Genomic DNA, 15,672 nt, shown 5'->3' with positions numbered 1-15,672 from the left:
TCTCAGGGCTGTTCGTACTAACAACTAACCAACAACAACTAAATTATTGCCAACCTCCTCCAAGGGACTGGTATAAATCTACCATCGCTTCAAGTTGGCTATATCGTGCATTTATAAGATCCAATCTCGAATTCAAGGCATTCTCCCTTGCCGTAAGCACTTCAAGATAATTGGCAAATCCATTATTTAATAATTCTTCTGAATACTCTGTAGCAGTATCGTAGGCATCAAATTCTTTCTGTTTAATTTCAATCTTTTCTGTAGCAGCCTGGTAAGAGTATAAAGCATCGGAAACTTCCCGGCTGGCTGTAAGAATAGATTGTCTGAAGTTTAATCGCGCCTGCTCCTGTTCTGCCAGGGAAACTTCGTAGGCCGTCCTAATTCTCCTGCCATTAAATATTGGCTGTGCAATTCCTCCAATTATTGTGGCAAAAAGAGAATTTGGATCCAGTAATTCCTGAAAAACCAAACTTTGGAAACCACCTGCCGCTGTTAAGGTAAGTGAAGGATAAAATTCGCTTCTGGCAACATTGCTCATTTCAAAGGCATTAAGTAAATTATATTCCGCAGCAATTACATCGGGTCGGTTTCTTAGAAGCTGTATTGGAACACCAATATTCAGATCTGTTGTGATTTCCTGTTGTGCCAGAGCTGTTCTTTCAATCTGCATTGGTGTTTCTCCCAGCAATATCGAAAGAAAGTTCTCCAGCAACCGCTCCTGGTTTTTCAAATCCACTAATATCGACTGGGCGGTATAGAGTTGGGCTTCTGTTTGTTTTACACCTACTTCAGTAACATTACCGGCTTCTTTTAGTGCATTTGTCGTTTCCAGGCTTCTTTCCCTGTTTTCAATAGTTTGCTCTGTGATACGAATTTGTTCATCTAAAGCCAGCAGTTGGTAATAAGTTGAAGCAATATCAGAAATCAGACGGGTTTTAACAGCCTGGTGGGCCGCAGTACTCCGCAGGTAGCGCGCCTGAAAGGCTCTCTTGGTGCTCCTTATTTTTCCCCAAATATCGGCCTCCCAGGAGAGGGAACCGCTTACTTCATATTGATCTATCGAAGAAAAAAAACTTCCAAACTGGCTATTGGCAGATAATTCCTGATGTGTGGCCTGGGCGTTGGTGTTAAGTGTTGGGAAAAAACCAAGATTCCCCTGTTTAACATAAGCCTCTGCTGTAATGATCTGCTGTACCGCTATTCTAATATCAATATTATTTTCTAAACCTTCTTCAATGTACTGCGTAAGCACAGGATCGGTAAATATCTCCCTCCAGGATACTGTGGCAATAGTTGTGCTATCCTGCACAAGACTGTCGGTTCTAAAGTTAGCTTCGGTTACCACTTCGGGACGCTCATAATCTTTAGCTACAAAACATCCCTGTAGTGACAAAAGGATTACCGGCACCAGAAAAACCTTATATATCTTCAAATTTTTCATTTTAATCTATTCTAAATTCGTGTTGTTATCTTCAGCAATAGCAGGTTTGGAGCTAACTTTTTCCTGCAACCATTGGAAAAAGATGAACAGGATAGGGATAATAAATACACCTAACACAGTTCCTATTAGCAAACCTCCTACGGCTCCTGTGCCAATCGACCTGTTACCGGCAGCTCCTATTCCGCTTGCGAATACTAATGGTAGCAGTCCAATAATAAATGCCAGGGACGTCATTAAAATGGGTCTTAGTCTCACCTTTGCTGCATCAAAGGCAGCTTGCGCTATGGGAGCGCCGGCCTGTCGTCTTTGTATTGCAAATTCTACTATTAAAATAGCATTCTTTGCCAGTAGACCCAGCAACATGATGAGTGCTATCTGAAAATAGATATTTGCCTGTAAACCTAATAAATATGTGACCAAATAGGCTCCCATTACCCCAACAGGTAAGCTTAGAAGTACAGTTAATGGAAGAATATAGCTTTCATACTGGGCAGACAGAATAAAATATACAAACAGAATACTTAATATAAAGATGAAGGTCGTTTGACCACCGGCAGAAATTTCTTCTCTTGTTAAACCTGAGAATCCAATGTCAAAATTCCTGGGAAGTGCAGTTTCTGTGACTTCCTGTACGGCGGCAATAGCATCTCCCGAAGAATAGCCAGGTGCAGCTGCCCCAGTTATGCTGGCAGAATTAAAAAGGTTGAACCTCGTTACAGATTGAGGTCCATAAACTCTTTTCAGGTTTACAAATTCTGTGATTGGAGCCATTTCCCCCTGATCGTTTCTTACAAATAAAGCATTAAGGTCATCCACTTCAGCACGGTCCTGGGGCAGTGCTTGTACATAAACCCTGTATTGCTTACCAAACCTGGCAAAATCAGCAGCATAAATACTTCCTATATATCCCTGAAGAGTAGAAAATATACTACTTACAGGAACACCGGCTTCTTTGGCTCTTGCCACATTCAGGTCTATTTCGTACTGTGGATATGAAGTATTAAAAGAACTTTGGGCATATGCAATTTCAGGTCGTGAAGAAAGATCTTGTAAATATTGTTGGGTAGCGCCTTCCAACTCCTGAAAACTTCCTCCCGAGCGATCTAAAATTTTAGCCTCAAATCCAGCTGATATTCCGAATCCGGGAATACTTGGCGGCGCAAAGAATAAGACATTTGCATCGGCAACACTTGCTCCAATCTGGAACAACTTTGCTGTAATTGCATCAGAGGAGAGGGAGTCTGCACCACGATCTTCCCATGAATCCAGCTTAACGAGTCCCAGTGCATAATTGCTACCTGCTCCTGCAATTAAGTTTCTACCGCTAACCATGGTGACGCCGTATACGCCGGGAAGTTTCTGAATTTTATCTTTTAACTCGTTTGTAACTTCTACAGTCCTGTCCATAGATGCCCCGGCAGGAAGTTCAATATTGGCAAAGATTATCCCCCTGTCCTCATCAGGAACAAAACCGGTTGGTGTACTTTTAGCTCCCCAAAAAATTCCGGCAACAGATAAAATCAGAATGGCTACAGTAATCCATTTATGTTTGTATAAAAATGAAAGAGACCTACCATATTTTTTTGTGGTTATATCAAAGGCTGTGTTAAATGTCGAGTAAAATCGTTGTAAGAAACTCTTCTTTTTTCCTGCCTTATCATGGTGCGGTTTTAGAAATAAAGCACATAAAGCAGGACTTAATGTTAATGCATTTACCGCCGAAATAGCTATGGCAACTATAAGTGTTACTCCAAATTGTTCATAAAACACCCCTGATGGTCCTGAAATAAAAGTTACAGGAATAAACACAGCACCCATAACCAGGGTAATGGATATTATAGCACCGGTAATTTCTTCCATGGCACTTTGTGTAGCTTTTAAAGCACTATCTGCACCTTCTTCAAGTTTAGCATGCACTGCTTCTACTACAACAATGGCATCATCTACAACAATACCTATGGCAAGTACCAAAGCAAATAAGGTTAAAAGGTTGATGGAATACCCAAAGAGGTTGAGGAAGAAAAATGTACCTATAATTGACACCGGGACCGCAATTGCAGGAATAAGGGTAGATCTGAAATCCTGCAGGAACAGGAATACTACTATAAATACAAGAATAAAGGCTTCAATTAGTGTCACAACCACCTTATCTATGGAAGCAGTTAAGAACTCGTTGGTGTCAAAATTAATATAGGTATGCATTCCTGTTGGGAAATCCTGTTCCATTTCATCCAGTCGTGCATGAATATTCTCAATGATTTCCTGTGCATTAGAACCAGGTGTTTGATAAACCGCCATGGTCATTCCCGGTAATCCGTTGGTTAATGATACCGAGGAGTAACTTTCTGCATCAAGATCTACTTGAGCAACATCCTTAAGTCTTAAGTAACGTCCATTTCCTAAGGCTTTTATAACTATATCTTCGTATTGGGCTTCGGTGGTGTAGCGACCGCTATATCTAATAACATATTCAAAAGCTTCCGCATCATTTTGTCCAAGTGCGCCTGCTGCCGCTTCCTGGCTTTGCTCATTAATGGCAGCAGTAACATCTGTTGGGATGAGGTTGTAGGCTGCCATTTTTTCGGGTTGTAGCCATATACGCATCGCATAAGTTTTGGCTCCAAAAACACTCACATCACCTACCCCATTAATTCTCTTTAGTTCGGGAATAACATTGATGTTCAGGTAATTCTGGATAAAGGTGTCGTCGTATTCGTCATTATCAGAATAAACTGTAAAGAACATCAAAGAACTGGTTTGCTGTTTTTGAGTAGTTACTCCAGATTGGGTTACTTCCCGCGGAAGTAATGGCGTAGCCCTGGCTACCCTGTTCTGTACGTTTACTGCGGCAATATCGGGATCTACTCCTTGATCAAAGAATACCTGAATGCTGGCACTACCATTGTTACTCGCTGTAGAGGTAATGTAATCCATTCCCTCTACACCGTTAATTTGCTCTTCTATAGGAATAAGAACACTTTCCAGCACGGTTTGTGCATTGGCACCTGGATAATTTGCAGAAACCTGGACCGTAGGCGGAGCAATATCGGGATATTGTGTTACAGGTAGCGTGGTAATACCAAGAATACCCAAAACAACTATGACGATGGAAACGACCGTAGATAATACGGGCCTTTCTATAAATTTCTTTAGCATTTATATTTTATTTGAAAACAGGTTGTAGAGTATTGGCGATACTGTCAAAAGAAACAGGCTGCGGTTTTATAGGAGTATTGTTGCGTAGTTGCCCCACACCTTGAGCAATAATTTTTTCTCCGGGCTCAATACCAGAAGCAACAACAATTAGCTTTTGCACCCGGTCACGTACCTCAATCACTCTGCTAACAGCAAGGCTGTCTCCCTGCACACGATAAACGTAAACTCTTCCTTGTTGTTCAAAAGAAGAAGCTTCAGGTACAACCGGAACATTTTCATAGGTTTTAGGAATACGTACTTGTCCGCTATTTCCGCTGGCCAGGATTTCATTTGGATTTGGAAAAACAGCTCTAAAACTTACGGTACCTGTAGAAGGATCTATCTGTCCTGTAACCGTTTCAATTTTACCTTTATGGTCATAGGTTGTCCCGTTTACAAGTTGAAGTTCTACCGGAGGAATATTTTTAAGTTTTTCAGCAAGATTCTCTCCTTCAGTTGTTTGAATAAAGTTTAGGTAATCACTTTCGTTCATCGAGAAAAATGCATAAATCTCATTAATTTGTGAAACTGTGGTTAGCGGAGTAGGATCCCCAGGGCTAACAAGGGCACCTTCACGATAGGGAATAGCTCCAACGTAACCGTCTACAGGGCTTTTTATACTGGCATAACCTATATTGGCGGCAACACTCTGGTAACTAGCCTGGGCTTGTGCAAGCTTCGCTTTTGCAGTTTCTAATTGTACACTACTAATAATATTTTTTTCTACCAGTGGCTTCAGTTTATCTACCTCTACCTGCGCCGCGTTAACATTGGCGCGTGCTGCACCTGCATCCTGGCTCAAAGACTGGGTCTCGAGTTTAAAAAGCAGTTGTCCTTTGTTAACTTTTTGCCCCTCATCTACAAGAACATCTGTAATATACCCTGAAACTTTTGCTCTTACGGCACTGTTTACAACTCCCTCCAGGCTGGCAGGATAAGAGGTATAGCCGGTAATTGTCCTGCTTGGCACCTCCAATACAGGATAAGGTGCCGGGCCCTGCGCCTGTTGCTGCTGGCCTGCATTGTCCCCACAGGAGATCATAATAAGGACGCCGGTAATGGCGATAATATATTTAAAAATGTTTCTCATTTTTGGTAGCATTGATGGTTATGATATTTCTAATTCTGGATTTCTGATATTTTGGCTATGGTGCTTCTTAAATTCTCCTTTTGGCGCAAGAGGTAGTCCTTAAAAAGTAGTGGCACCTTTCCTGTTTTCTTGTACTTTTCAGGGTTATAAGTAGAATTAAATTCTGTGATTTTTTCCACCATTTTAAGTTCTTCGGAAATGTTCTCCAGGTAAGTTTCCAGCGTATTTTGTAAGTACGTTCTGTTACCTCGGAAATAACGTTTCCTGTCGCCCGTCTTGGTGAAATATTCAACTTTTTTTAACTGAAGAAGAAGATTTAATTGTGTAGAAACCGAACTTTTACTGGCTTCGGTAATAGCCATTATTTCATCAAAAGTGTGGCCCTCCTTGGGGGAAAGGATCATGATAGCATATATCCTTGCAGCCAGTGGGGCTAACTGATTGGTCCTCTCGAAATGAAGACCAATTTCTTCAATTAGTTTGCTTTTTTCTGCTGAACAGCTCATTCAATTTTTTTAGAAATTATGAAGCTGCAAATATATTCTTGGTTCGGAACTTACCGAACCAATAAAACCTAATTTATTGTTAAAATTAGCTTCCGGAGAATTTGAAGAAATTCAGGTTGTTGGATTTTATAACATACCCCACCCGTATCATACTTCTAAACTGGTCATAGTCAAGTAGACTCTCCCCGTAGCCATTGTACCACTCCAGCATGAGATATTGGTTGGTCATTTTAAAAGGATTATAAAATAATTGTGCTCTTACCGAACCTTTCCAATCGTCCAGATTACTGCCCTTGCGAAGCTGTAAATCCATAGTCCATTTTTCAGGTTGTAAATCGTAAGAAAGATTTACTTCCCCATAGCCCATATACTCAATTAAGTCTGGATTATCGATTTTATAGCTAAATGGGAGCCAGGCTTTTACCCTAAGGGAGGTTCTGCTGCTTAAATCAGTTTCAAAACTAAGCGACAGCCTGTTCCAGGTCCTGGAATAAATGCTGTCCCGGCCGTTGGATTCATGTTCATATTGCAGGTAGGCCATAGCCATAAGCTTGTTGTCTTTGTTAAAGATAGGTTTTCCAAGACCTATACCGGGATTGAAATTAATATCTGAAAACGGACTCGAAAAGCTGTACAGATCCCAAAATGCTTTTTGTGTATAAGTGAGGAAAAGATAGGTGTTTAGAGGAAGCGTATTTCGTGAAAGCAGTTGCTTAAAACTTATCTGGTATTTTGCATCAGAATTATCTGAAACTGACCTGCTTAACGGAACACCTGAGATAAAATAATTATTTTTATGAATAGAAAATGCAGGCATCTTTTCTATCGTATCGTCCACCTGTTCTCTGGTTAAACCCTGTGCATTAGCAGAAAAAATAGTACAGAAAAGAAGGCTGAAACTCAGGTAATGGAAAAACTTCATAGATTTTTTGCCAAAGTTAAAAGCTCTCTATAAAAGATGCGATTATCAACTTCTAATTCTATGTTAAAGATGTTTTAAACGAAATAATTCCGTAACCCGAATTTACATTTGTCTGGAAAACCGAAAAATTATTCGCCGTAAATCCCAATTTCCAGTTCGCCTTTTCTATTCATTTTAGCTCGGTACATCCCAGCAGTATTAAATTCCATCGCAACATTTCCTTCATGGTCGATAGCGATAATTCCGCCGTCGCCACCTAAATCCGGAATTTTCTCCTGAATAACTTCACTTGCAGCTTCCTGCAGTCTCACCCCTTTATATTCCATCATTGCAGAAATATCGTGCGCCACCATCCCGCGGATAAAAAATTCCCCCCAACCGGTGCTGGAAACCGCACAGGTTTTGTTGTTGGCGTAAGTTCCGGCGCCAATAATTGGTGCGTCACCAATACGAGTGTACCTTTTGTTGGTCATCCCGCCGGTGGAAGTCCCTGCAGCAAGATTTCCGTTTTTGTCGAGCGCGGCGCAGCCCACAGTTCCAAATTTGGAATCTTTAATATACGGGTCGGTAAATGCCGTTTTTCCGTCGTGATCCAGTTCAGTTTTTTCGCGGTCCTTGATCCGTTGAAGACTTTTAAACCGGTTCTCTGTGTAGAAATATTCCGGATCTACAATTTCAATTCCCTGTTCCTGCGCAAAACGTTCGGCACCTTTGCCGGCAAGCATCACATGTTCAGAATTTACCATTACTTCATAAGCCAGATTTATCGGATTTTTAATGGTCGTCACACCCGCAACCGCGCCTGCATTTAAAGTTTCGCCGTCCATAATAGAAGCATCCAGTTCGTTGGTTCCCTCGTTAGTAAAAACAGCGCCTTTTCCGGCGTTAAAAAGCGGAGAATTCTCCATTACGTTGATCGTTCGTTGTACCGCTTCCAGCGCCGTGCCTCCATTTGCCAAAATTTCGTGTCCGGTCCTGATGGCTTCCTCAAGTTTTGCTTTATAAGCGTTTTCCAAAGAATCACTCATGTTTTCTTTTAATATAGTTCCTGCGCCGCCATGAATCACGATGCCGAAATTGGGAACAGAGTCTGTTTCTTTTATACTTTCTGAATTTTCTTCGGAAGTGGTTCCTGCTTCGGCAGAAATATTTTCGTTACAGGCAAAGCAAAGGCATAAGCTGAATAGGAAGAGTATTTTTTTCATCTGATCAATTATTTACTATAGGCCGATAATTGGCATTTCTGGCACTACGCCGAAAGTTAGCAAAAACTTTAGGTTGTTCGTAGTTTTTTGTTCTTAGTTCGTAGTGGAAAAAACTTCCAGGAAATCGAAAAGAAATGGCTCTTCATTTTTCACTCCTTCACTTTTTCCCTTCTCTGTAGGTCAAAAATTGCCATTTTTAGCACCTCCTTATGTCCGGAAATAAGTCTTTATTCCTGATTCTTGCAGCGCAGCGGTCTTGATTCCCGCTCAAAACTGCTTATTTCAGTCCTTCACCCTTCACTCTTTCAATCTTTTCCTTCGCTGTAGGTCGATAATTGCCATTTTGAGACACCCTTTTAATGGAGAGAGGAAAGGGAAAGCATTTTTTTGCATGTACCATGCCGGATGTGGCACCTGCTTTTGCTTGTGATCCGATTTAATTGAAGTCGAAATTTATATGAACTCGCCCTTTCACTTGTTCACTCTTCCACTCTTATTCTCTACAAAAAACCTGTTGCACACCATAAAACTTCCATTCAGAAAAAAATAAACTCTATAAACTGTGATTTATTTCCATTTTTCTACACTAATTAGTTGAAGTTTAATTTTTCGATGGATAAAAAGAACCAATTCATACAAGTAGTTAAAAAAAACGAAGGACTAATTTTTAAAGTAGCGATGCTTTATACCAATAACCTTCACGACGGGGAAGATCTGTATCAGGAAATTGTATTTCAGCTTTGGAAATCTTTTGATTCTTTTAATGAACAGTCAAAACTAAGTACCTGGATGTATCGGGTTGCCATGAATACTGCTATTTACAATTTGAAGCGCAGTAAAAGAAAATTGGACACTGTGCCTATTAATCTGGAAACAGTGGGCTTTGCTGAAGTATCGGAAAGGCCGGAGGAGGAAAGGTTAAAACTGCTTTATGAGCATATACAAATGCTGAATCTATTGGAAAAAGGAATCATCCTGCTTTTTCTTGAAGGAAAAAGCCACAAGGAAATTGCTGAAATTATTGGTGTAACTACCAGCAATGTCGGAACAAAGATTTCCAGAATCAAGGAGAAACTGAAAACACAAATCATTAAAAAATAAGATAATGGAACTGGAAGAAATGAAGAATACCTGGCAGGAAATGAGTAAAAGATTGGAAAATCAGGAAATACTAACGAATCAAATCATAGAAAAAATGACAAAGGAAAAATACAACAGCAAATTTAACACACTTCACTTTTATGAAATTATAGGTGCTGTGATATGCTACGGCAGCGCTTTATTTCTAATTGTCAGTTTTCATAAACTAGAGGAATGGTACTTAATGGTTTTTGGGGTTATAGCGCTGCTATCGTTACTGGTATTGCCAGTGTTGGCTTTAAAGAAGATTGGTAACATGAAGAAACTGGACATCGGCAATAACAGCTATAAAGATGTTTTAATCAAGTTTCAAAAATCTAAAATCGATTTACTATTCACTCAAAAAATTATCTTTTATATAAGCTTAGTTTTAGCCGTTATTATTTTACCTGTCACTTCAAAAATATTTAGAAATAAAGATCTATTCGACTCCGAACTCATTAATAATTTGTGGATTTATATTCCGGTACTTTTAATCTTCCTGTTCTTTCTTTCGCGTTGGGTATTTAAAGGTTACAGGAGTGCAACAAGTTCTGCTGAAGATGTTTTAAGAGAAATGGATAAATAAGTCCGGTGTCTATAACCGAAGAAACGGAAAGAACACCTTCCATTTTCAATAAACGAATTTCAGTGGTTGTGATGCAAACTTTGCGCTGTGTTAACAGGAAACAGAACAGAGGCGAAGTCTTTGTTCTTGTTTCTTGCAGCGCAGCGGTCTTAATTTTACTTTTTAACTCTTTTCCTTCTCTGCAGGTCGAAATTGCCATTTTTAGCACTTCACTATTTTTATTGTTAGAAATTAAGTTTTTATTCCTGTTTCTTGCAGCGCAGTGGTCCTGATTCTCTTTTTTTCGCACCAGCGATAGCAGCGTAAAGCCCGCAGGAGCTTTTTTTGCGACGAGGACTTGCAGCGGATAGCGCGGTGCTGTTGCAGCGTAGCGGAAACGGCAGGTGCCATAAGTATTATTAACTTCAGTTAACACTTTGTTGTGGAGAATGCTTAATTTTAGAGTATAAAACCGAAAATATGGCTATTAATAAACCTTTTAACCTGAATAAATGGATCGATCAAAACCGGCATACGCTTAAACCGCCGGTGGGAAACAAGAATCTTTACAAGGAATCCGGCGATTATATCGTGATGGTTGTTGCCGGGCCTAATGCTCGAAAAGATTATCATTATAACGAAACGGAGGAGTTATTTTACCAGCTGGAGGGGAATATAAGAGTGCATGTTCAGGATAATGGGGAGAAAAAGACGATGGAATTAGGGCCGGGAGATATGTATCTTAATCCGGCGAAGGTTCCACATTCTCCCGTTCGTAACGAAGGTTCTATTGGACTTGTTGTGGAACGGAAAAGGAAAAATGAAAGCGGCAAGGACGGACTTTTATGGTTTTGCGATAATTGCAATAATAAGCTGTACGAGGTTTATTTCCCGTTGGAGGATATCGAGAAAGACTTTTTAAAGCATTTTAAACATTTCTACAGTAGCAAAGAATTGCGTACCTGTAATAATTGCGGGGAAGTAATGCCGGTAGATCCACGTTTTGTGGCTGATGTGGAGTAGAATTCTGTTGTTATAAGTAGTCTTTAAAGAGTATTAAATATTCTTAAAGATTGTCGCCTCCTAAATTATATTGCGTATTTTAGAAATAGAGTTTTAACCTTAAAAAATGAAGATATGAGTTTATTTTCTGAAGAAAATGCTGAAAAGGAACATAATAAACGTCAAAAGAAGTTTAAGAAAAAAGATGTTAATAAAGTTATAGCAGAGGAAGAAAAAATTAAAGCCAAATTCGAAAAGAAAGGGACACTTAGCCGATATTTTGGGGATGTGCAACTTCTATTTTCACTGGTGAGGGATTACGCTAATGGAAGTTACAGGGAAATGCCATGGAACATTGTCGCTTCTGTTGGTGGGGCTTTGCTTTACGTGCTTTCTCCAATAGATCTTATTCCTGACTTTATTCCTGTTATAGGTTACCTGGATGATGCTGCAATAGTGGCTTTTTGTCTTAACCTTATCGAAAAGGATCTTGCAGCTTATAAAGTCTGGAAAGACGGTACGGCAGAAGTCGAGGCCTAATCAGCGTATTTACTAATAATCAATCAAGCGGAGTGGATCAGTTCGTAATGGCGGACTTCCTGATCAAAACTCCGCATCATTTTTTGTGCTTTTTCTGAAACCACGGCAAGATGAATTTCTTTTCCGGCAAAAGCTTTGATGGCTTCTCTGGAGGTCCATTCTGAAATAAAAATATACTCAGGAAAATCACCATCATCTCTACGCCTTATACTTGCACCCCGAAATCCTTTTAAAGTAGCCAAATGCGGCAGGATTTCTACCTTTAAGTAATTTACGTAATTTTCTTCTTCTCCAGGTTTTACCCTGCAGGACCAATATCTCGAAATCATTATTTTTTAAAGTTTTAAGCTCTAAAAGCGATAACCCACACTAAATCCTGCATTAAATTCCAGTGCAGAAAAGCGTTCTTTTACTTCGTTACTAAAATTTCTTCCGATATTAGCGTAAGGACCCAGGACAAAAGAGTCGTTAAAATTCCATTTGTAGCCGCCACCAATACCTATAATAAAAGCACCCATATCTGTTGCCCGCCGCACATCATTTTCTTCTATTTGCACTACTTCTACAAATTCGCCCGTTCTAATTTTAGCAAAGGGATTTGCAAATAACCCTGATCCGGAATTTTCTGTTCCAAAGTAGAAATTGTACCCCAGTTTAAAGCTGGTAGTATTAAATTGTCGGGATCCTTTTTCTGAATGATAATTCATTCGATCGTTAATAAGGATTTCAGCATCAATGGATTGGTTGTTGTCCATAAAACGCTCATAACCTATTTCTACTGAAGCAATTGCAATGGTGTTTCCTATGTTAAGTTTTAGTTCATTTTGCGTATAATCAATCTGCGCAAAACTGTTTTGGATGATAAAGAAACCTGCAATTACTAAAAGAATATTTTTCATAGCTGTTGTTTTTATAAAAATAGGAACTATTTTTTATTTAAAGTTAAAGCTGCTGCTATAAAGAAAAACCGCTCCAGGTAGAAGCGGTTTCTGTCTTTATAATATGTGCAGGATTAAAGCGTACCGTTTGGTGCAACCCATTTAAACTGGTGTTGATCCTTTGGCACGGCAATACGATCTGCAATACGGGCCATCCTGTCTGGCATTTTCATTAAATAATCCCTGGCTTTTTCTGCTTCGTCTGTTAACGAAGTCATCTTATCGATTTCCCAGTAACTATTCAATTTCCTCAGGATTTCAATATAATCATAGGTGGTATAAACACCCAGCCGCTGAGCAGCATTGGAGAAATTCTCAAATGCTGAAGCTATACCTTCTCCAGATTCCCTGATAAATTGTGCAGGCATCACGATTTTCTTCTTCATCATATCCTCAAACGCCAACATCATCTCACTTGGGTCATGTTCAAAAATAGTTTTCACAAACTCACGGTATGCCATATAATGCCTCATCTCGTCTCCGGCAATAATGTTACACATTTTGGCTAGCATCTTATTCCCTTTTTTCTTCGCAAGTTGCCCTACGCGTTTATGGGAAATATTTGTAGCCAGTTCCTGGAAGCTTGTATAAACAAAGTTTCGATAGGGATCCCTTCCAGTCCCAATATCAAAGCCATCGTTAATAAGATGTTGCGTGGTTTTTTCAATTTCTTTCATATCCACTCTTCCGGAGAGGTACAAGTACTTATTAAGGGTATCCCCATGCCGGTTTTCCTCACCTGTCCAATGGCGAACCCATTTTGCCCAGCTGTTCTGTTCTCCTTTGGAAGCACCATGTTGTTGCACACCTTCCATATCCATCAACCAGGATTCGTAGGTAGGCAGGGCTTCCTCAGTTACCATATCGGCAACCAATACCACCCAAAAATCGTATCCCAACTCTTTTGCTTCTTCTCTTATTTGGATTATTTCTTCATTATAATTTTCATGCTGAAGATTAGGTAAAAGATCTGTAGGTTGCCAGATATCCTCAACAGGTATAAGATACTTGTCTATAAACCCATCTACAGATTTCTCTACAGTTTTCATTACTTCTAAACGAACATTCTCTAAGGCCATTTTTCTTCTCTATAAATGCAATTGAACAATAAAACCAGTGCAATTGTATGTGGTTTTTTCTAATAAAAATCTTTAACGGTAGTTACATAAAGTCGCTTCTTTGACTTAATTTGTGATTAAAGATTTGAGGTTCAAAGATAAGAATATGTTAACAGAGTCTATGATAAAAAACTCTTAATTTCTGCCGTTTTCATTAGGGTAAAGCTCAAAAATAGGGTCGCTTTGCCATACTTCTTTTGTATTTACCTCTATGGCAGATAATTTGCCTTTAAAAGCTGCGCCTGTATCTACATTCCACACGCCAGCCTTGTGAAACGGAGTTGATTCATCTATACGGGTAACGGGAGTGTGGCCAATATAAATTTCTTCGAAAAGCTGAAGCCTTTTTGGATAATAACTATTAGATTTTTCCATTTTTGGATCCAGCGCGAGAACCGTTTCCCATAAAGTTCGGTCCCAGTAAAATCCTGTATTATGATATTCGCTTTGCGGCCCGTGCTGGTTAGTAAAACCTGCATGTACAAAGAGCCTGTTTTGCTTATCGATATAATAATTCATCATTTGCTGAAAAAACTCGATGTGGGCTTCTTTTTCTTCTAAAGTAAAATTGCGGTAGGCATCCATGCTGGACTGGCCGCCGTGTTGTAGCCATTTCTCGTTTAGCTCCCCTGTTTTGAGCCAGCGGTGCACAAGATCATCATGGTTGCCGCGAATAAAGATGCATGTATTTTGCTTCGCAAGTTCAATGAGATAAGAAACAACATTGGCAGAATCGCTCCAGCCATCTACATAGTCGCCCAGAAAAATGATTTCATCTTCCGGGGTGATATCTACCCTTCTAAGAAGCTGTACGAGCGCCTTCAATCCACCGTGAATATCACCTATTGCTATTTTTCTGCTCATTTAATTATATTTTACTTTTCTCAAAATTCGCATACTTTCCTTATAAGAATGGTATACCTGTGGGCTATGCTTTTTTAAATACGGTTTTGCTTCTTCCAGCTTATGGATAGCGTCTTCAAAGTTATTCAAATAACACAATAAATAAGTAGAAGGCAAATTTCTTAAATCCCTTTCCTGAAATTTATTTAGTGGTAAATTCTTCTTTAACCGCTGGATTAATGCATTGTTGATGTTGTAAATATGGTGCATGGTTTTTTTGTCAAATTTCGGCGGATCAAAAAGTAATTTACTTTGTATCTCGTAGCTTGCGTTATCCCGGAATTCTATGCATACTTCTTCCAGTGGATAATACTTGAAGCTGTCGTGCAGTCCCAGATGGACATATTCTATAATTGTGAAAGAGTCTTCTTCTACATTTATACTCACTTCATCTAAATCTGAATAAAACAATTTCACCTGCTCGTTTATCAGTTCAATATCTACCCTGGAAAAGTAGACATTGTCCTGGCTTTTTTTCTGCTTTCCTGCCCAGCACACCACGAAATATTCTTTAAAAACTTTATAAGTCGGATTAAAATCCTGACGCTTTCTCAAAAAATCAAAAACCCCGTCCAGGGTAAGCTCAATATTATTCTGTGCGTGATTTTCTATGGAAGCGACAATCGGGGAGTTTACATCTTCAATTTTAATGTCGAAATTCTTCGGCATGCTAATGCTACCATCCCGAAGAAAAATAGAGCCGCCGTAATATTTCCAGATGTTTTTTCGTAGTGAACAAATTTTGCCGTGGTTAGGCCTGATGGTTACCAGTCCCACCACAAGATGGTCTGGCAGGTGCGGAAAAGGAATATTTTCATAACTGATTACCGGCGGATTCTGAAGATAGGCATTCACCAGATTTTGAATTTTGCTGTCATCAAAAAAGTCGATGCCAACAATATTATTGTCTTCATCTTCCACACCAATAACTATATACGAATTATTTTCAGGATTAGAATTGGAAAGTGCACAAACGTGTTTTAAAAACTTAGCCTTGCCTTCTTTTTCGCCAAGATTGAGCCGTAGCTTTTTATCATAAAAGCTATTCTCATCATTATGCGCAAGCAGGTTTTTTATTAAAAGACGTTTGTTGATCATTTTTTTAGCTGTATGCTATAAGCTTTT

At 39.4% G+C, this 15,672-nt stretch carries 14 protein-coding genes and 1 pseudogene; 4 read left to right on the top strand and 11 right to left on the bottom strand.

Features of this window, described 5'->3' with window-relative positions:
- Nucleotides 1-43: 43 nt before the first annotated feature.
- The 6 genes from RM549_RS15955 to RM549_RS15930 all read right to left on the bottom strand — a co-directional run bounded on the left by RM549_RS15955 (nt 44) and on the right by RM549_RS15930 (nt 8,359).
- Entirely contained in the window at nt 44-1,441 is a 1,398-nt protein-coding gene (locus tag RM549_RS15955; protein WP_311686643.1) for an efflux transporter outer membrane subunit, read from the bottom strand.
- 6 nt (nt 1,442-1,447) lie between these two features.
- Nucleotides 1,448-4,597 carry an efflux RND transporter permease subunit gene (locus tag RM549_RS15950; RefSeq protein WP_311686641.1) on the bottom strand — a complete coding sequence of 1,050 codons (3,150 nt, stop codon included), beginning with the start codon at nt 4,595-4,597 and terminating at the stop codon, nt 1,448-1,450.
- Between the two features lie 7 nt (nt 4,598-4,604).
- Nucleotides 4,605-5,726 (bottom strand): efflux RND transporter periplasmic adaptor subunit, encoded by a 1,122-nt coding sequence (locus tag RM549_RS15945; protein ID WP_311686640.1) that lies wholly within the window; start codon nt 5,724-5,726, stop codon nt 4,605-4,607.
- Nucleotides 5,727-5,755: 29 nt separating this feature from the next.
- Nucleotides 5,756-6,232 carry a GbsR/MarR family transcriptional regulator gene (locus RM549_RS15940; protein WP_311686637.1) on the bottom strand — a complete coding sequence of 159 codons (477 nt, stop codon included), beginning with the start codon at nt 6,230-6,232 and terminating at the stop codon, nt 5,756-5,758.
- An 85-nt stretch (nt 6,233-6,317) separates the two neighbouring features.
- A complete protein-coding gene (locus tag RM549_RS15935; protein ID WP_311686635.1) occupies nt 6,318-7,154 on the bottom strand; it encodes a phospholipase A in 837 nt (278 codons plus the stop codon).
- 128 nt (nt 7,155-7,282) lie between these two features.
- Complete coding sequence (locus RM549_RS15930; RefSeq protein WP_311686633.1) at nt 7,283-8,359, bottom strand: isoaspartyl peptidase/L-asparaginase family protein; 1,077 nt, start codon at nt 8,357-8,359, stop codon at nt 7,283-7,285.
- A gap of 612 nt (nt 8,360-8,971) precedes the next feature.
- Between RM549_RS15930 and RM549_RS15925 the strand changes: the two genes are divergently transcribed.
- From RM549_RS15925 to RM549_RS15910, 4 genes and pseudogenes are all read left to right on the top strand, one after another.
- On the top strand, nt 8,972-9,460 hold the full coding sequence (locus tag RM549_RS15925; RefSeq protein ID WP_311686631.1) for an RNA polymerase sigma factor: 489 nt from the start codon (nt 8,972-8,974) through the stop codon (nt 9,458-9,460).
- A gap of 4 nt (nt 9,461-9,464) precedes the next feature.
- On the top strand, nt 9,465-10,067 hold the full coding sequence (locus RM549_RS15920) for a hypothetical protein (RefSeq protein ID WP_311686629.1): 603 nt from the start codon (nt 9,465-9,467) through the stop codon (nt 10,065-10,067).
- A 459-nt stretch (nt 10,068-10,526) separates the two neighbouring features.
- Nucleotides 10,527-11,069 (top strand): 3-hydroxyanthranilate 3,4-dioxygenase, encoded by a 543-nt coding sequence (locus tag RM549_RS15915; protein WP_311686627.1) that lies wholly within the window; start codon nt 10,527-10,529, stop codon nt 11,067-11,069.
- A 114-nt stretch (nt 11,070-11,183) separates the two neighbouring features.
- Nucleotides 11,184-11,507 (top strand): annotated as a pseudogene (locus RM549_RS15910) (YkvA family protein); the annotation flags it as partial.
- A 104-nt stretch (nt 11,508-11,611) separates the two neighbouring features.
- Here the strand turns inward: RM549_RS15910 and RM549_RS15905 are convergent.
- The 5 genes from RM549_RS15905 to RM549_RS15885 form a co-directional block, all read right to left on the bottom strand.
- The gene (locus RM549_RS15905; protein WP_311686625.1) at nt 11,612-11,917 is read right to left on the bottom strand and encodes an antibiotic biosynthesis monooxygenase family protein; all 306 of its coding nucleotides are present in this window, start codon (nt 11,915-11,917) and stop codon (nt 11,612-11,614) included.
- Between the two features lie 21 nt (nt 11,918-11,938).
- Entirely contained in the window at nt 11,939-12,487 is a 549-nt protein-coding gene (locus tag RM549_RS15900) for a DUF3575 domain-containing protein (protein WP_311686624.1), read from the bottom strand.
- Nucleotides 12,488-12,600: 113 nt separating this feature from the next.
- A complete protein-coding gene (locus tag RM549_RS15895) occupies nt 12,601-13,605 on the bottom strand; it encodes an acyl-ACP desaturase (RefSeq protein WP_311686622.1) in 1,005 nt (334 codons plus the stop codon).
- A gap of 174 nt (nt 13,606-13,779) precedes the next feature.
- Nucleotides 13,780-14,508: a metallophosphoesterase family protein gene (locus tag RM549_RS15890; protein ID WP_311686620.1), complete on the bottom strand. Its 729-nt coding sequence runs from the start codon at nt 14,506-14,508 to the stop codon at nt 13,780-13,782.
- Nucleotides 14,509-15,645, bottom strand: coding sequence for an ATP-binding protein (locus tag RM549_RS15885; protein WP_311686618.1), 1,137 nt, complete (start codon nt 15,643-15,645; stop codon nt 14,509-14,511).
- Nucleotides 15,646-15,672 lie beyond the last annotated feature (27 nt).

The organism is Autumnicola patrickiae (genome assembly GCF_031846525.1).
GTDB lineage: Bacteria > Bacteroidota > Bacteroidia > Flavobacteriales > Flavobacteriaceae > Autumnicola > Autumnicola patrickiae.
Note: the sequence above shows the minus strand (reverse complement) of the source record. Positions and strands in the feature narration are given on the sequence as shown.